Annotated in this window: 16 protein-coding genes; 11 read left to right on the top strand and 5 right to left on the bottom strand. The window is 71.3% G+C overall.

Going from position 1 to position 16,928, the window contains the following annotated elements:
* The first annotated feature begins 12 nt into the window (after positions 1–12).
* Complete coding sequence (locus ASC56_RS29235; RefSeq protein ID WP_055494578.1) at positions 13–639, top strand: helix-turn-helix domain-containing protein; 627 nt, start codon at positions 13–15, stop codon at positions 637–639.
* Between the two features lie 77 nt (positions 640–716).
* Here ASC56_RS29235 and ASC56_RS29230 read toward each other — a convergent pair whose 3' ends face one another.
* From ASC56_RS29230 to ASC56_RS29220, 3 genes are all read right to left on the bottom strand, one after another.
* Complete coding sequence (locus ASC56_RS29230; protein WP_055494754.1) at positions 717–1,517, bottom strand: hypothetical protein; 801 nt, start codon at positions 1,515–1,517, stop codon at positions 717–719.
* Positions 1,517–2,782: a VWA domain-containing protein gene (locus tag ASC56_RS29225; RefSeq protein WP_055494577.1), complete on the bottom strand. Its 1,266-nt coding sequence runs from the start codon at positions 2,780–2,782 to the stop codon at positions 1,517–1,519. The genes ASC56_RS29230 and ASC56_RS29225 overlap by 1 nt, the downstream gene beginning before the upstream one ends.
* A 77-nt stretch (positions 2,783–2,859) precedes the next feature.
* Positions 2,860–4,407 carry an IucA/IucC family siderophore biosynthesis protein gene (locus tag ASC56_RS29220; RefSeq protein WP_055494753.1) on the bottom strand — a complete coding sequence of 516 codons (1,548 nt, stop codon included), beginning with the start codon at positions 4,405–4,407 and terminating at the stop codon, positions 2,860–2,862.
* 55 nt (positions 4,408–4,462) lie between these two features.
* Between ASC56_RS29220 and ASC56_RS29215 the strand changes: the two genes are divergently transcribed.
* Entirely contained in the window at positions 4,463–5,962 is a 1,500-nt protein-coding gene (locus ASC56_RS29215) for an IucA/IucC family protein (protein WP_055494576.1), read from the top strand.
* A gap of 75 nt (positions 5,963–6,037) precedes the next feature.
* Here the strand turns inward: ASC56_RS29215 and ASC56_RS29210 are convergent, their stop codons facing one another.
* A complete protein-coding gene (locus ASC56_RS29210; RefSeq protein WP_267887642.1) occupies positions 6,038–6,682 on the bottom strand; it encodes a LysR substrate-binding domain-containing protein in 645 nt (214 codons plus the stop codon).
* A gap of 18 nt (positions 6,683–6,700) precedes the next feature.
* Here ASC56_RS29210 and ASC56_RS29205 point away from each other — a divergent pair, with 18 nt between their 5' ends.
* Together ASC56_RS29205 and ASC56_RS29200 are read left to right on the top strand one after the other, a co-directional pair.
* Positions 6,701–7,195 (top strand): hypothetical protein, encoded by a 495-nt coding sequence (locus ASC56_RS29205; protein ID WP_199836106.1) that lies wholly within the window; start codon positions 6,701–6,703, stop codon positions 7,193–7,195.
* Between the two features lie 150 nt (positions 7,196–7,345).
* Complete coding sequence (locus ASC56_RS29200) at positions 7,346–7,549, top strand: hypothetical protein (RefSeq protein WP_055494574.1); 204 nt, start codon at positions 7,346–7,348, stop codon at positions 7,547–7,549.
* Positions 7,550–7,651: 102 nt separating this feature from the next.
* On the opposite strand, the gene ASC56_RS29195 is transcribed toward ASC56_RS29200, so the two are convergent.
* Entirely contained in the window at positions 7,652–9,526 is a 1,875-nt protein-coding gene (locus ASC56_RS29195; protein WP_159039720.1) for a sigma-54-dependent Fis family transcriptional regulator, read from the bottom strand.
* A 269-nt stretch (positions 9,527–9,795) separates the two neighbouring features.
* Here ASC56_RS29195 and ASC56_RS29190 point away from each other — a divergent pair, with 269 nt between their 5' ends.
* The 7 genes from ASC56_RS29190 to ASC56_RS29160 all read left to right on the top strand — a co-directional run bounded on the left by ASC56_RS29190 (position 9,796) and on the right by ASC56_RS29160 (position 16,805).
* Positions 9,796–11,439 (top strand): methane monooxygenase, encoded by a 1,644-nt coding sequence (locus ASC56_RS29190; RefSeq protein WP_055494572.1) that lies wholly within the window; start codon positions 9,796–9,798, stop codon positions 11,437–11,439.
* 64 nt (positions 11,440–11,503) lie between these two features.
* Complete coding sequence (locus ASC56_RS29185) at positions 11,504–12,526, top strand: 2Fe-2S iron-sulfur cluster binding domain-containing protein (protein ID WP_055494571.1); 1,023 nt, start codon at positions 11,504–11,506, stop codon at positions 12,524–12,526.
* 43 nt (positions 12,527–12,569) lie between these two features.
* A complete protein-coding gene (locus ASC56_RS29180; protein WP_055494570.1) occupies positions 12,570–13,700 on the top strand; it encodes an aromatic/alkene monooxygenase hydroxylase subunit beta in 1,131 nt (376 codons plus the stop codon).
* Entirely contained in the window at positions 13,697–14,050 is a 354-nt protein-coding gene (gene mimD, locus ASC56_RS29175; RefSeq protein WP_055494569.1) for a propane 2-monooxygenase effector subunit MimD, read from the top strand. Before ASC56_RS29180 ends, mimD begins: the two co-directional genes overlap by 4 nt.
* A 15-nt stretch (positions 14,051–14,065) precedes the next feature.
* Positions 14,066–15,070, top strand: a complete 1,005-nt coding sequence (locus ASC56_RS29170; RefSeq protein ID WP_055494568.1) for an amidohydrolase family protein — start codon at positions 14,066–14,068, stop codon at positions 15,068–15,070.
* Positions 15,067–15,783 (top strand): iron-sulfur cluster assembly protein, encoded by a 717-nt coding sequence (locus ASC56_RS29165; RefSeq protein ID WP_055494567.1) that lies wholly within the window; start codon positions 15,067–15,069, stop codon positions 15,781–15,783. Before ASC56_RS29170 ends, ASC56_RS29165 begins: the two co-directional genes overlap by 4 nt.
* Complete coding sequence (locus tag ASC56_RS29160; RefSeq protein ID WP_055494566.1) at positions 15,780–16,805, top strand: NAD(P)-dependent alcohol dehydrogenase; 1,026 nt, start codon at positions 15,780–15,782, stop codon at positions 16,803–16,805. The genes ASC56_RS29165 and ASC56_RS29160 overlap by 4 nt, the downstream gene beginning before the upstream one ends.
* The last annotated feature ends 123 nt before the right edge of the window (positions 16,806–16,928 follow it).

The following is a 16,928-nucleotide window of genomic DNA, read 5'->3' as shown; positions in this document are numbered from 1 at the left end:
AGACTGCGTCGCATGTCACCTCGCCGAAGCTACGACCAGTACTGCTCCACGGCCCGGGCCCTCGACGCCGTCGGCGACCGCTGGACCCTCCTGATCGTCCGCGAGCTGCTGGCCGGTCCGCGCCGCTACACCGACCTGCACGCGGATCTGCCGGGCGTGAGCACGGACGTGCTGGCGTCCCGGCTGAAGGAGATGGAGCGCGACGGGCTGACCACACGACGCCGGCTGCCCCCACCCGGAGCCGTCTACGTCTACGAACTCACCAGCCGTGGGCAGGAGTTGCTGCCGGTGATCCAGGCACTCGGGTCATGGGGCGCGCCCGCCCTCGCGGAGCGCCGGGCGACGGACGCGGTGCGCGCGCACTGGTTCGCGCTGCCGCTGCTGCGCTCGCTGCAGGGGGAGGGGCTGGTCGAAGTCCACTTGGACGAGGGCCTCTTCCACCTCTGGCTCGGCGCCCAGGACGGCCCGGTGTACGGCGACGGGCCAGCCCCCGGGGAGCCCGAGGCGCGCCTCACTCTCGACGCGGAGACATGCACGGACCTGGGCCGAGGAGCCTTGACGTTCCATCAGGCCGTGGCGGCGGGACGCGTCGAGGTGTCGGGGGACGGCACGCTCGCCAAGGTGCTGCGCGGGGAGTGACGGTGAACGCCGGAGCACGGGCGAGGCCCGCCGCACCCGAGGGGCGCGGCGGGCCTCGGCCTTCGGATGCGGCGGGGTCAGACGCCCGGCGGCACGCGCGACGGACGCCCCGAGCCGCGCGTCAGCGCATGGCCCCCGATGCCCGCGAGCGCTGCCAGGACACCGCCGATCGCGGTCCACACCCAGCGGTCGGACCACCAGCCCGAGGCCCAGCCGTCGCCCGGCGTCAGTGAGGACAGCTTGGCCGAACCGGAGTCGGAGGACTTCTGCGAGGTGGCGATTCCCGGCACCAGCGGCCGTGCCAGCGAACCGTCCACCGCCGCCGAGCCGCCGATGTCCTTGGAGTCCACCCGCACCTCGGCGTTCACCGGCAGTCCGAGGTCGGCCGTGCCCAGGCCCACCACGGTCAGCCGGACGTAGTACGTGCCTGGCAGCGGGTCATCGGCCCACGGCTCCGACCAGGCGCGGACCGTGCGCAGGGTGCAGGCCAGCTCCACCGAGGCCACGTCCTGGGCGGCCGTCCGCGTCTGGGCCCCGTACTGGCACGCCTGGCGGCGCCGCAGCCCGTCGTACACGTCGAGCTGCCAGGTCTGCGCCCCGCTCCGGGACGACGAGGGCAGCTTCACCGTCGCCTTGACCGTGGGGCGCTGCCCGGCGTCCGCGGGGAACGACCAGTACAGGTAGTCGCCCGTCGAGGCGCTCGCCGTGGCCTGCTGCCCCTGCTGGATCTCCGTCGCCGTACGGAACGACGTACCCGCCGAGGCGGGCGCGGCACTGCCGCCGGACGGACTCGCGGACGGCGAGGCGTCGGCGGCGGCCGGGGCCGCCGCGGCCCCCAGCAGCACAGCCGCCACTGTCAGAACTCGTGCGATACGCATCAGTTGGTCCTCCAGACCGCGACCCGCCAGCGCGACACCCAGCCCCACACCAGACCCGCGAGGAAGCCGGTCAGCACGAGTGCGCCGAGCAGCCACCAGCCGCGCCCGAGCCCGAAGGAGGCCACGTCGCCTGCCTTGTCGGGACCGGCGACGACATCCACCGTCATCTCCAGCGGCAGCCCGGGCGTGGTCTTCACCCCGGCCGCCGGTGAGAAGGAGTTGGCGACCTGGAGGCACACCGTCTCGGCGGGCGCGTTCTCGTCGTCGCTCACCGGCTTCGGGTAGCGCAGACCCGTCGAGAGCACGTCCGTACGGCCCGTGCCGGTCGCCTCGCCGCGCACGATCTCACGCCCGTGCAGGGTGACCGCCCGCAACGTCACCCCGTAGTCGGGGTTCACCTGCCGGTCGTCGGAGACGCTGACCGAGGCGCGCAGCTCCTGGCCCGGCTTCACGTCCGCGCGGTAGAAGCGGTGCTGCCCGAACTCCTCGCGGTCCGTGTAGAGACCCGACTTCAGCGTGGGCGCCGTGGCGCACTGGTCGCTGCCGTCCACGGCGACCGGCGTGACCACCTTGTCCGCCGTGCGGTCCACCAACTGGTTGACCTTGCCGGAGAGTTCCCTCTTGTGCTGGACCGAGGTGTAGGTGCCACCGGTCGCCTCGGCGATGCAGCTCAGCTGCTTGTTCAGCTTGGCGTCCGGCACCAGACCGAGGGTGTCGATGGTCAGCCCGATCCCCTTGGCCGCGATCTCACGGGCCACCTCGCACGGGTCCAGCGGGGCGCAGGTGTCCTCGCCGTCGGTGATCAGGACGATACGGCGCGTCCCGTTGCCGCCGGCGAGGTCTTCCGCCGCCTTCTGCAGGGCGGGGCCGATCGGCGTCCAGCCGGTGGGCTGCAGCGTCGCCACGGCCGTCTTGGCCTGGGTCCGGTTCAGCGGCCCCACCGGGTAGAGCTGCGCGGTGTCCTTGCATCCCGTCTTGCGGTCGTTGCCGGGGTAGTTGGCGCCCAGCGTCCGGATGCCGAGCCGCACCTCCTGCGGCGTCGCGTCCACGACCTCGTCGAAGGCCTGCTTCGCCGCGGCCATCCGCGAGCCGCCGTCGATGTCCCGCGTCCGCATCGAACCGCTGACGTCGAGGACGAGATCGACCTTGGGCGCGTCCTGGGCTGTGGTCTCGTCGGCGAGGGCGTCGGCCGGGACGGCGATTCCGGCCGCCAGGGCGGCGAGCAGGGCGCAGACTCCCGCCGCCAGCCGTTGTCTTGTGATCATCGGCGGATCCTATTGATCAACGGTGTCGTGCTTCAAAACGATCTCGTTGATCCGAGGTGGCGCGCCGGCCAACAACCTCAGTGGCCGGAGGGGGCTTCCTTCGGCACGAGTGGGTTGGGCAGCCGCGTCCACAGGTCCCCGGGCCGCTGCGGGGACAGCCGCATCAGCGTCAACGCCTTGGTGGGCAGGGGCTGTTCGCGCAGTACCGCGAGATCAGGGGTGCGCGGCAGATCCCGTACCGAGCTCTCCAGCGCCGCCCGCACGGCGGATGCCGAACCCGCCGTCGAGGCCAGCGCGCCCGCCACCAGCGAGCCGAACAGCTTGCGGCGCAGGGCCGTCTCGTCGTCCGTGACGATCCGGTCGGCCACCTCGGGGGCCTTGATGCCATGGCGGGCCAGCCGGGCGGGGCTCACCCGGATGTCGGCGAGGTCGCGGTAGACCAGCCGCACGGGAGCGTCCGTGGGGGAGAGCACCACCAGGAGGTTCTGGCCGTGCGCCTCCAGGGCCACCCCCAGGTCCAGCAGCAGCAGACCGACGGTGAGGGCCAGACGGGCGAACGCGGCCAGCCAGGCGGGGGACGCGGGCAGACCGGTCAGGGGCAGGGCGGCCACCGGGACGACCCGCTCTCCGGCCCCCCTGTCCGCGTACGTCTCGGGCGACTCCCGCACCAGCGCCGCGAGATCGGGGGAGTACGCGCTGACCGCGCCCAGCGTCCGGGTGACATGCAGCAGACCGTCCGTGCGCCGGGCGACCGCCTCCCCGAAGTCGGACAACGCGAGCGACGTGTCGACCGAGGCGACCGAGATGTCGCGCACGGACGAGGTCAGCCGCGCGCTGAGCGCGGTCTTCAGATGCGGGCCGTCGTCGGGCAGGGCCAGGGTCCGCAGGGACATCAGCGGATGCGCGGTCGGACCCTCCTGCGCCGCCACGCCGAGCACGTGCGCCGTCTGCCAGGGGTGGACGGGAACCAGCCGGCGGGCGCCGTCCCGCAGCCACGCCGGCCACTCGCCCCGGACGAGACCGTCGTCCACGGGGACCAGACCCAGGCGCACCAGCGGCCGGTGCTCGGGCCCGTAGGCGAGCTCTTCGGCGGCCGAGAAGCCGGGCCGCGAACGGCAGTTGGGATGGAACGGATGCCCGTCGACCACCCGCTGCTCCCACTCCCAGCTCGTCACCGGATCGGGCGCGCCCAGCGGCTGGTCGGCCCGCGACAGCGCCAACGAGGCCGCACTGTGGTCGAGTTCGGCGGCGAACGCCGCACCGTGCGGGACGCCGAGGGCCGTCACCACAGCCGCCGGACGGTCGTACACCTGCCCGTCGAGCCGCACCTCCGTCACATACGCGGCGGTCGCGTACGGGTCCGCGCAGGGGCCGTGCAGCCGGCGCCCGTCGGCCAGGTGGAGGGTCAGTCCGCCGGCCGTCGGCTCCCTGCGCGTGATCCACGGCAGCGGCTCATGGGCCAGCGCCCGCCACAGGCGCGACAGGACGGCGGCACGCGCGCCGGGGAGAGCGGCCGCGTACGACGCCGACAGATCGGGCCGCACGGCGTCGAGCTCGCCGGCGAGCTCGGCCTCGGCGGAGGGGGAAGGGTGCACGGTCGGGCTCCTCGGGACGGGGCGGCGCATCATGGGTGTCGGACCACGACAGACATACTGATCGTCAGTGCACCGTACGGAACGAATGGATCGCGTGGACCCCATGCACCCCAGGGACGACGTCCCCGAGCGCGCCGACGCCTACGCGTCGGCGCCGCTGCTCAACTGTCTGCTCCGGGAGGCGGCGGAACCCACCGGTGAGCAGGGCGTCCACCGGCTTCGGGCCGGCGGCCGGCTGCTGCGCGTACGCGGCGGACGCCGGCCCCGTGACCCCGAGTTGCACACAGACGGCACCTGGCATCCCCTCACCCATGCCGAGCTGGTCAAACTCATCGCCGAGGAGCTGCGCGCCGCCACCGGCCTCTCCAACCCCGAACTGCCCGGCGAGATGATCGACAGCCGGGAGGCGGTGGCCGCGATCCTGGCCGCACGCGCGCGTGCCGAGGCACCGGACGACCCGTACGTGCGTTCCGAGCAGTCCCTGATCACCGGGCACCCCTGCCATCCGGCGCCCAAGGCGCGCGGCGGCGGACCGGTGGCGAGCTGGCTGCCGTACGCGCCCGAGGCGTACGCCCGCTTCCCGCTCACCCTGCTGGGGGTACGCGAGGACGCGGTCGTCGAGGAGGGCGACACGACGGCGCTCGACGCGCTCGGCACCGCCCCGCGCGGCTACCGACTGCTGCCCGCGCACCCCTGGCAGCTCGACCTGGTCGCCGCCCGCCCGGAGATCCAGGAGGCGTTCGAGGACGGGCGCCTGGTCCGGCTCGGCCACACCGCGCGCCCCGTCCGGCCCACGGCCGCCATCCGCACGGTGTACGCCCCCGACGACGACCTCTTCGTCAAGTTCAGCCTGGACGTGCGGATCACCAACGACATCCGCCGCCTGTGGCGCCACGACCTGCTCGAGCTGCGCCGCACCGACGCGGCGGCGGCGTCCGCGTTCGCGGCGCTCGGCGGCCCCGCGGCCTGGCTGAGCGACCGCGGCTACCGCACGGCCGCCTTCGCCTTCGAGGAGCTCGCCGTCCTGGTCCGCGACGGCCTGCGCCGGCACGTCCTGCCCGGCGCCACCCCGCTGCTCGCCGCGGCCCTCGTGGACGGCTTCGAGGGCAGCCCCCTGGACGCGCTCACCGACCCGGCGCCCTGGTGGACGGCGTATCTGCGCCAGGTCGTGCCCCCGGCCCTGGCGGCGTTCGAGCGGCACGGCGTCGTCCTGGAGGCGCACCTGCAGAACACGCTGGTCGCGGTGGACGCCACCGGCCTGCCCGTCCAGGCGCTGTTCCGCGACGCGGAAGGCGTCAAGCTCCTGACGGACGTGTCCCGCGAGGCGGGCTGGGAGCGGCTGGTGTACTGCCTGGTCGTCAACAACCTCACCGAGGTGGCGGCGCTGCTGTCGGAACGCCACCCCGGCTGGAACCCCTGGCCCGTCGCCCGCGCGGAACTGGCCCGCCACCCCGTCCCCGAGATCCCCGCCCTGCTCGCCTCGCCCACCCTCCCCGGGAAGACGAACCTCCTGCTGCGCTGGACGGGCGCGGACGGCGCGGACGCGCGCTATCTGCCGCTGCCGAATCCACTGGCCTGCCGGTGACCGCCCGAAGAGGCGCACCCGGCAGCACATGGGCACCGACCGGCTCCATGCCCCAACTGCCGCCCAGTCTCGCCCCTACGACGTCGTGGTCCTGCGAGAGCTGTCGTCTCCCGTCCCGGACGGGGCCAGGACCGCGGCTGCCAGGTGGTCGCGGAACCAGCGGTGCCCGGGGTCGGTCGAGTTGCGGGGGTGCCAGGCCGTTCCGAGGTCGAGGGGTGCAAGGTCCAGGGGGATGGGGAAGGTGCGCAGTCCCAGTGCGGAGGTGGTGTCGGGGAGCCAGTTGGCCAGGGTGAGCGCAACGAGGTCGGTGTCCCGGGCGAGCATCATCGCGCTCGTATGGCTGGGGACGACGACCGCGATGCGGCGCCGCAGCCCGAGTTGCGCGAGGGCGCTGTCGATGGGCCCGAGGCGTTTGCCGAGCCGGGAGATGCCGATGTGGTCGGCCGCGGCGAAACGGCGCGCGTCGATCCGCCCGTCGAAGAGGGGATGACCGCTGCGGGCGATGCCGACCAGCGTCGCCCGGGTGAGCTGTTGGGTTCGGATCTCCGGGTCCAGGTGTCCCAGGACACCCGGTTCGACGTCCACCCAGCCCTGCCGCAGCGCGGGGCCGCCCTCCACCGCCTCGGGCAGGAAGACCACGTCCACGTGCGGGGCCTGCGTGTGGATCCGCTCGGTCAGGGTCCCGGCCAGCCCCACCAGGAGCAGGTCGGTGGCCTGCACGGTGAAGGTGCGCTGGAGATGCGCGGCATCGAAACCGGCTCCGGGCCGCAGGACGTTGTCGCAGCTGCGCAGCAACGCGCCCACTTCCTCCCGGAGTTCCAAGGCTCGCGGGGTCGGGACCATCCCCTGGCCCGCGCGGACCAGCAGAGGGTCACCGACGGCACCCCCGACATCGCCGCCACCGCCGCACGGCTGCTGGTCGACGACTCGTGGCAGGGGCCCGGCCAGGTCGCCTGCCTCGGGCCCGAAGACGTGTCGGCCAACGAGATGGCACAGATCATCTCCGAGGACCTCGGCACCGAGACCAGCTACCGGCAGATTCCGGGCGCGGCGCTCAAGGAGCGCCTCACCGGCTTCGGGACGACCGACGCGATGGCGCAGGCGATGGTCGACATGTTCGACGCCAAGAACCGGGGCCTGGACAGCGCCGAGCCGCGCACCGCGGAGTCGACGACCCCGACGACGTTCCGGCAGTGGTGCGAGGAGGTCCTCAAGCCGGCCGTCACGGCCTGAATTCGCGGCTCGACGAACCTGGCCGAGGGCACGCGGGCCGTACTCGAAGGCTCCGTCCAAGTCCGGCGCGACGCCGTCTCACAGTGAGACTCCGCCCACGGCCGCGGTCCCGCATGCTCGCAGCGACGCCTGGAGGCAACGGAGGTCAGGATGGCGACGCGGTCATACGGACATCGGGAGCGGCTGCTGGCGCTGGGCGGATTCGGGGCCCTGGTTGCCGTGTGTGGTGCCGTCGCCACGGCGGCGGGCGCGGCGGCCGGCCCCGGGATCGCCCTCACGGGCGTGGCACTGAGCTGCTGGGAGGCCGTCGGCCTGTGGCTGCGCAGCGTGTACGGCCGGGGGTGCCGGGAGTAGCGATCGCCGGCACCGGCGAAACGCTCCAGGCACCGGTTCTTCGTCCCCAGCCACCTGTTCTCCGGTCCCGGTCGAAGCCAACCGGCTCCCCGCGTCCGGATGTCATCCGCTCTCCGGCCCCAGCCGGATCCCGTACGCCGTGATCTTGCGGTAGATCGTCGCCCGGGAGATCCCGAGGGACTTCGCGGCCCTCGCCTTGTCGCCGCCGTGGTCGAGGAGTGCCTGGACGACGAGGTCGCGTTCCGTGGATTCCCAGGGGGACAGGGGGTGCTGTGCCTGGCACAGCAGGGACGGAGGGAGGTCGGTCGCCTCGATCTGCGGGCCCGAACGGTGGGTCTCGGCATAGCGGAGCGAGCATTCCAGCTGGTGGACGTTGCCCGGCCACGGCGCCCGGGACAAGGCCCGCAACGCGGCGTCCGTGCACTGCGCGTCCGCGCCGCGACGGGCGAGCAGGCAGGTCACGAGCGCCGGGATGTCGGCGGTGCGATGGCGTAGCGGCGGCACCGTGACCTCGGAGTCGAACCTGGTCCGCACCGCGGCGGGCTGCCCGGCGGCGGTGTCGTCACCGGCGGCGGGCAGTGCCGGCCGGTCACGCGTGCGCAGCGCGGCCACCCACCCCGACCGCCCCGCCGTGCTCCGCAGGACTCCGTCGAGCTGCCTCAGCACCTGCGCGGGCAGCAGATCCAGATGCCGCAGCACGACCGTGCCCCGGTCCTCCGCGAGATCCCGGAACACGGCCCGCAACCAGTCCGCCGCACCTTTCCGCACGTCGGCCCCGTCGTGGACCGCGAACGCCGTCGTCGGAGCCGCATGCCGGTGCACGGCCCTGACCAGCGCGAACTTTCCGGTTCCCGCTTCGCCGTCCAACAGCGTCCAGCGACGCTGCTCGCAGTTCCGTATCAGCCGGCGTACGACCCCCTGGAACGTGGGGCTCGAGCCGGCGATGCCCGCCAGACGCGGCACCGGGGCGGTCGCCGTCCGTGGCGCGGACTCCTCCCGCTCGGCGATCAGCCGCAGCTCGATCAGGAACGCGGCCGGACCTCCGTCGGGGGCGTCGCCCTCCACCTGCCGACCGCGGACCTGCACCGTCCGCCCGTCGCTCAGCAGCAACCGCTGCTCGGGCAGCCCCGCCGGGTCGGCGGCCAGCTCCCGCAGCCGGCGATGGTCGTCCGGGCCGAGCAGCTCCGTCGCAGCCGCGTCGGCGAGCAGCAGCCCGTCGGTCAGTGTGAGCAGTGCCCGCCGCGAGCTCTGACGTGACGTCAGGAAGGCGCGGAACGCCGCTCGTTCACGTTCGGAGCCGATCTCCAGCATCCGCTCCTCGATGTCCGCGGCGGCCTCCCGCACCAGCGCCATCATCAGCGGCGAGGCCGTGTGCTGCCAGGACGTGAGATCGATCAGCCCGATCAGACGGCCACTGGACGGGTTGCGGATGGGCGCGGCCGCGCACGACACCCGCTGCAGCCGCTCCGAGAAGTGCTCCGAGCCGAAGACGTGCGCCGTACGGCCGTCCTCCGCCGCGGTGCCGATGCCGTTCGTGCCGACGTACTCCTCGGCGTAGCTGAAGCCCGGCGCGAGGCAGATGTCGTCGAGATGCCGGTGCAACGCCCGGTCGCCGGTCCTGCGCTCCCGCACCCTTCCCTTCGAGTCGGTCAGGATCAGGCACATCGGAGTGCCCTGCAGCGCGTCCGACAGCCGGTCCAGGACCGGGGCCGCCGCCGTGGCGAGCCGTGAGTGCGGGTCGAAGTCGGCGTTGTAGGGGGCCTCGATGCGGTCGGCGTCCACGCCCCAGAAGAGCGAGCGCTGCCACGAGTCCAGGATAGGCGCGCGCACGTCGGAGGCCGAGATCTTCCCGCCCTCCAGGAACTTCACCCGGGCACGGACGGGATTGAGATGCGCGAGGGGCCGGCCCGGACCGGGCGCGGAGCGAGGGGGCTGCTTCGTCCCCTTCGGGGGTTCCACGGATTCCACAGGTTTCATCGGCTCAGTGCCTTCTGCCGTGCGAGGACGCCTTCTGCTGCCGTTCGTGAGAAGTCCGCATTCACGCGTTACTCGAACGTTACGTCCGGCTGTCGTCCAGTGGCCAGCCCTGGGTCGAGACGCCTGTCTCAACATGAGACAACCGGCCGCACCGGACGCCCCCACGATGGGCGACACCCCGGTGACGGACGGCAGTGCGCCGCCGCACCCACCGGGCCGACCGAGGCGTCTCTTTCCTCGCCGCCGAGTCAGCCGGAGGAGTATCACCCGTGAGCCGACAGAGCCTGAGCAAGGCGCACAAGAAGATCACCGAGTTGTCGTGGGAGCCGACGTTCGCCACCCCGGCCACCCGCTTCGCGACCGACTACCGCTTCGACAAGGCCCCCAAGAAGGACCCGCTCAAGCAGGTCCTGCGCTCCTACTTCCCGATGGAGGAGGAGAAGGACAACCGGGTCTACGGTGCCATGGACGGCGCGATCCGCGGCAACATGTTCCGCCAGGTCCAGCAGCGCTGGATGGAGTGGCAGAAGCTGTTCCTGTCGATCATCCCGTTCCCCGAGATCAGCGCGGCCCGCGCGATGCCGATGGCGATCGGCGCGGTCCCGAACCCGCAGCTGCACAACGGGCTCGCGGTCCAGATGATCGACGAGGTGCGGCACTCGACGATCCAGATGAACCTCAAGCGCCTGTACATGAACCACTACATCGACCCCGCCGGGTTCGACATCTCCGAGAAGGCGTTCGCCAACTGCTACGCCGGCACCATCGGCCGCCAGTTCGGCGAGGGGTTCATCACCGGTGACGCGATCACCGCCGCCAACGTCTATCTGACGCTGGTCGCCGAGACCGCCTTCACCAACACCCTGTTCGTGGCCATGCCCGCCGAGGCCGCCGCCAACGGCGACTACCTGCTGCCGACCGTCTTCCACTCGGTGCAGTCGGACGAGTCCCGGCACATCTCCAACGGCTACTCGATCCTGCTGATGGCCCTCGCCGACGAGGACAACCGCCAGCTCCTGGAGCGCGACCTGCGCTACGCCTGGTGGAACAACCACTGCGTGGTGGACGCGGCCATCGGCACGTTCATCGAGTACGGCAGCAAGGACCGCCGCAAGGACCGCGAGTCGTACGCGGAGATGTGGCGGCGCTGGATCTACGACGACTACTACCGGTCGTACCTGATCCCGCTGGAGAAGTACGGCCTGAAGATCCCGCACGACCTCGTCGAGGAGGCGTGGAAGCGGATCTGGGACCAGGGCTACGTCCACAAGGTGGCCCAGTTCTTCGCCACCGGCTGGCCCGTCAACTTCTGGCGGATCGACGGGATGACGGACGAGGACTTCGAGTGGTTCGAGTCCAAGTACCCCGGCTGGTACGCCGAGTACGGCGCCTGGTGGGAGGCGTACAACCGGCTTCGGCACCCGGGCGCGAACAAGCCGATCGCCTTCGAGGACGTCGGCTACCAGTACCCGCACCGCTGCTGGACCTGCATGGTGCCCTGCCTGATCCGCCAGGACATGGTGGTCGACAAGGTCGACGGGCAGTGGCGCACCTACTGCTCCGAGACCTGCGCGTGGACCGACACGACCGCGTTCCGGCCCGAGTACGAGGGCCGCGCCACGCCGTCGATGGGACGCCTGACGGGCAAGCGCGAGTGGGAGACCGTCTACCACGGCCAGGACCTCGCCGACATCGTCCAGGACCTCGGCTATGTCCGCGACGACGGGAAGACCCTCGTCCCGCAGCCGCACCTCGACCTCGACGACCCCAAGAAGCTGTGGACCCTCGACGACGTCCGGGGCAACACCTTCCTCAGCCCCAACGTGTCGCTCAACGAGATGTCCGACGAGGAGCGCGAGGCGCACATCGCGGACTACCGCAGCCGCAGCAACATCACCCCGTCGATGCTCTGACGAATTCGAGGCAGGGGCGGCGACGCACCGTCGCGGGGTCGCCGCCCCGGAAGGACCGGTCCCTGTGGGCGACAAACACCGCATCCGATTCGAACCGGTCGGCATCGAGATCGAGGCCGACGAGGACGAGACCGTCCTGGACGCCGCGTTCCGCCAGGGCGTCATGCTCATGCACGGCTGCAAGGAGGGCCAGTGCTCCTCCTGCAAGTCCTTCCTGCTCGACGGCGACCAGCAGATGGAGCGCTACTCCACCTTCGCCCTCGCCGACTACGAGAGCGAGGAGGGCTACGTCCTGCTGTGCCGGGCGCACGCCTACGGCGACCTCAGCGTCGAACTCATCAACTACGACGAGGAGATGCTCCTCAACGGCATTCCGCCGCGCGAGGTTTGTACGAAGGTCGTGGCCGTTGAGCAGGTCACGCACGACATCGTCCGCCTCGCGCTCGCCGTCGACCCGACCGGCGAACTCCCGTACCGCACGGGCCAGTACGTCGACATCAACGTCCCCGGCACCGGGCACTGGCGCTCCTTCTCCATGGCCGGCCTGCCCGACGGCGGCGGCCTGGAGTTCCTGATCAAGCGCTATCCCGGCGGGGTGTTCTCCGGACTGCTCGACGGCGCCCTCGCCCCTGGCGACCCGCTCACGGTCAAAGGCCCCTACGGCACCTGCGTCATGCGCGACGCCCCTGACCGCGACCTGATCCTCCTCGCGGGCGGCGCCGGCATGGCCCCGATCCTGGCCCAGCTGCGCGGCCTCGCCGCCACCGGTAGCGCCCGCCGCACCCGCTTCTACTACGGCGCCCGCACCGCACGGGACCTGTTCGCCCTGCAGGAGATCGCCGAACTCGGCGGCAAGCTCGACGACTTCGCCTTCGTACCCGCGCTGTCCGAGGACGCGTCGGGCACGTACGAGCAGGGCCTGATCACCGACATCGTGGACCGGCACGAGGGCGACCTGTCGCAGGCGGACGCCTACCTGTGCGGCCCGCCGCCGATGTGCGACGCCGCGCTGGAACTGCTCACCGGCAAGGGCATGCCCGAGGAGCGGATCTTCCTCGACAAGTTCACCACCTCCACCGACGCCTGACCCGCATCCGACCTGACCCGATCGACGCGAGGAGCCGTACGCGATGACCACGCAAGCCGACAAGCCCGCCAGGGCCGAACGCAGCTTCCCAAAGCCGCAGTTCACCGACGCCGAAGCGGGAGCGCTCACCTTCCCGAGCTCCACCAGCCGCGCGTTCTCGTACTACAAGCCGCAGAAGATGCGCGCGACGATGTACGAGGACGTCACCTTCGACGTCCAGCCGGACCCCGAACGCCACCTCCTCCAGGGCTGGATCTACGGCTTCGCCGACGGCTCCTCCGGATACCCGCAGGACTGGACCGCCCTCAAGTCCTCCGACTGGCACCGCTTCCTCGACCCCAACGAGGAGTGGGAGCAGACGATCTACCGCAACAACGCCAACGTCGTACGGCAGGTCCAGCACAACCTCGCGGGCGCCCGCAAGGCGCGGGCTTACGAGCAGTGGACCAGGTCCTGGACCTCCTTCGTCGAACGGCACGTCGGCGCGTGGATGCACGCCGAACAAGGCCTCGGCATGCATGTGTTCGTGGCGATCCAGCGCTCCGCGCCCACCAACATGATCAACAACGCGCTGGCGGTGAACGGCGCCCACAAGCTCCGTTTCGCCCAGGACCTCGCGCTGTACAACCTCGACATCGAGGAGCAGCTCGACGGCTTCGACGGCTCCGCCCACAAGGACGTCTGGCACAACGACCCGGCCTGGCAGGGCGTGCGCGAGAACGTCGAACGGATCACCGCCGTACAGGACTGGGCCGAAGCCGTGCTCGCCGCGAACATCGTCTTCGAACCCCTCGTGGGCGAGCTCTTCCGCAGCCATCTCGTCCAGCAGATCGCCGCCCGCAACGGCGACTACACCACGCCCACCGTGATGGGCGCCGGCGAGAACGACTACGACCGCGACCTGCGCTACACGCGCGCCCTGTTCACCCTGCTGCTCGGCGACGACACCCACGGCGCCGCCAACAAGGCCCTCGCCCAGGAGTGGCTGGAGCGCTGGGTGCCGGTGAGCCTCGACGCGGCACGCCGGCTCCAGCCGCTGTGGTCGCAGCCCACCGAGAAGCCCGTCCGCTTCGAGGACAGCCTCGACCGCGCCAAGGAGCGCTTCGCCCGCCTTGCCCAGGATCTGGGCCTGCGGGCCCCAGGGGACCCCACGAGCGAGAGGACCGCCCAGTGAGCACCGTCCCGCAGTCGTTCAGCGCGGACCACACCTCGTCCAACCGGTGTGGCGTGACGCTGATGAACAACCAGAACGGCCACGTCGTCGCCGACGTCATGCGCGGCAAGCAGAACGTCACGGTCACCGACTACCCGTCGATGATCCGCGTCGACGGCGAACGCGTGCTGACCTTCGACTTCGACGAGATCTCCAAGGCCCTCGGCTTCGACTTCGACCAGTCCGACTTCGAGGAGATCATGTCCACCCACTACGGCCGCATGGTCCACCTCGACGACCGGACCGTCCTCTTCGCCAACCCCGAGGACGCCGCCGAATACATCGACTTCGACCTCAGCCCGGTCGACTGACGTCTCGGAGAGACTATGTACAGCAAGGACGGCGTCGACTACTTCATCGTCGACGGACACATCCACTTCTGGGACGCGAGCGAGGAGAACACCGCCAACAAGTACGGCGAGGGCTTCATCCGCTGCTTCTACGACTACCAGCGCAACCTCAGCCCCCAGGAGTGGGTGTGGCCGCTGGACAAGTTCCGCAAGTACACGGAACAGGACCTGGTCCAGGACCTGTTCGAGACCGGATACGTCGACTGGGGCATCTTCCAGCCGACCTACCTCAACGAGTTCTACCACCACGGCTTCAACACGACCGAGACCAACGGCGCGTTGGCCCGCAAGTACCCCGACCGCCTCATCGCCAACGGCTCCTTCGACCCGCGCGAGGGCGAGGCCGGCCTGGAGCGGCTGCGGCAGCTGCACGCCGAGTGGGACCTGCGCGGCGTCAAGCTCTACACCGCCGAATGGCGCGGCTCCTCCAAGGGCTGGAAGCTGTCCGACCGCGAGGCTCAGGACTACCTGGCGCTCTGCGAGGAACTCGGCATCCGCAACATCCACGTCCACAAGGGCCCCACCATCTGGCCGCTGAACCGGGACGCCTTCGACGTCGCCGACATCGACCACGCCGCCAGCGCCTTCCCGGACCTGAACTTCGTCGTGGAGCACTCGGGGCTGCCCCGCCTGGAGGACTTCTGCTGGATCGCCACGCAGGAACCCAACGTGTACGCGGGCCTGTCGGTGGTCATGCCGTTCATCCACACCCGGCCCCGCTACTTCGCCCAGGTCATCGGCGAGCTGCTGTACTGGCTGGACGAGGACCGGATCGTCTTCGGCAGCGACTACGCGATCTGGAGCCCCAAGTGGCTCATAGAGAGGTTCGTGGACTTCCAGATCCCCGAGGACCTGCAGGGCGAGTACGGGACCCTCACCACCGACGTCAAGCGGAAGATCCTCGGCCTCAACCACGCCCGGCTGTACGGCCTGAAGGTCCCCGAGAGCGCTCAGGTCCCCACGCCCGGGGTGGCGGCATGACCACCGTCGCCGAGGCGGTCGACCGGGTCACCGCCGTCAACGCGGCCCTGGCGGAGGTGCTCGACCCGGAACTCGACCGGCCGATCACCGACCTCGGCTTCGTCCGGGCCGTCAGCGTCGGCGCCGACGGCGCGGTCGAGGCAAGACTCCGGCTCCCCACGTACTTTTGCGCCCCCAACTTCGCCTGGCTCATGGTGGAGGATGCGCGCCGCGCCCTCGCCGGGCTGCCCTGGGCGGGGGAGTGCACGGTCATCCTGGAGGACCACTTCGCCTCCGACGAGATCAACCACGGCGTCGGCTGCGGCAAGTCGTTCGACGAGGCGTTCCCCGGCCTCGCCGACGCCGACCGCATGGCGGAGCTGCGCGCCCAGTTCCTGCGCAAGGGGCACCTCGCGGCGCAGTCCCGGCTGGGCAAACGGCTCCTCGAACGCGGCTGGACCATGCGGCAACTGGCCGACGCCGTCCTCGGCGACCTGCCGGAGCGCCTCACGGTGACGCTCCGGCGCCGGCGCGCACTGCTCGGCCTGCCCGCCGACGCGACGGCACCCCTGTTCTCCGACGACCAGGGACGTCCCGTACCGGCCATGGGCATGGAGCGGCACCTGCTGCGGGGCCGTACCGCCGGCGTCGGCATCGAGACCAACACCGAGTTCTGCGAAGGGCTGCTGGCCACCCGGTACGGGCCCGGACACGGAGAGGAGGAGACGTCATGAAGGCCGTACGACTGCACCACTACGACCGCACACCGCAGCTCGACGAGGTACCGGACCCGGTCGTCAAGGGACCGCTCGACGTGATCGTGAAGATCGGCGGCGCCGGAGTGTGCCGCACCGACCTGCACATCATCGAGGGCCAGTGGCAGGCGAAGAGCGGAGTGGACCTGCCGTACGTCCAGGGACACGAGAACGCGGGCTGGATCGCCGAGGTCGGCTCGGCCGTCACCGGGCTCCAACCCGGTGACCCGGTGATCCTGCACCCCCTCGTCACCTGCGGACTGTGCGCCGCCTGCCGGCGCGGCGACGACGTGCACTGCACCGCCGGCGCGTTCCCCGGGATCGACACGGACGGCGGGTTCGCCGAGTACCTGCGCACCAACGCCCGCGCCGTCGTCCCGCTCGACCCCAAGCTCGCCCCGGCCGAGGTGGCCGCGCTCGCCGACGCGGGCCTCACCGCCTACCACGCGGCGAAGAAGGCCGCCCGGCGGCTCCCGCCGGGGAGCAAGGCCGTGGTGATCGGCGCGGGCGGCCTCGGACACATCGGCATCCAGGTGCTGCGGGCCCTGACCCCGGCCGAGCTGATCGTCGTCGACCGGTCGGCGGAGGCGCTGAAGCTCGCCGAGACGCTCGGCGCCCACCACACCGTCGTCGCCGACGGCAGCCAGGTCGACCAGGTCGCCGACCTCACCGGCGGCCAGGGCGCCGAGGCCGTCCTCGACTTCGTCGGGGAGGGCGGCGCCCTGGAGGACGGCGTCCGGATGCTGCGCAGGGCCGGCGACTACTACGTCATCGGCTACGGCGGCACCCTGTCCGTACCGACCATCGACATCATCTCCACCGAGATCAACTTCGTGGGGAACCTGGTCGGTTCGTACACCGACCTGGTGGAACTGATGGACCTCGCGGCGCGCGGCCTGGTCACGCTGCACACCGTCACCTATCCGCTGACCGACTTCGACCGGGCCCTGACCGACCTCGACCAGGGCCGGGTGCGCGGGCGCGCCGTGCTCGTGCCCTGAGCCGTACCCACATGCCGGTGGCGGCGGCCGATCCGTGGACCCACAGATGAGGGTCGGCGCACCGCGGAGACCGTACTCCGGCCGCCGCCACCCCCTCCCTCCCGCACAGCCGCAATTCCGAAG

Origin of the sequence: Streptomyces sp. TP-A0356 (genome assembly GCF_001417775.1) — a bacterium.
GTDB lineage: Bacteria > Actinomycetota > Actinomycetes > Streptomycetales > Streptomycetaceae > Streptomyces.
Note: the sequence above shows the minus strand (reverse complement) of the source record. Positions and strands in the feature narration are given on the sequence as shown.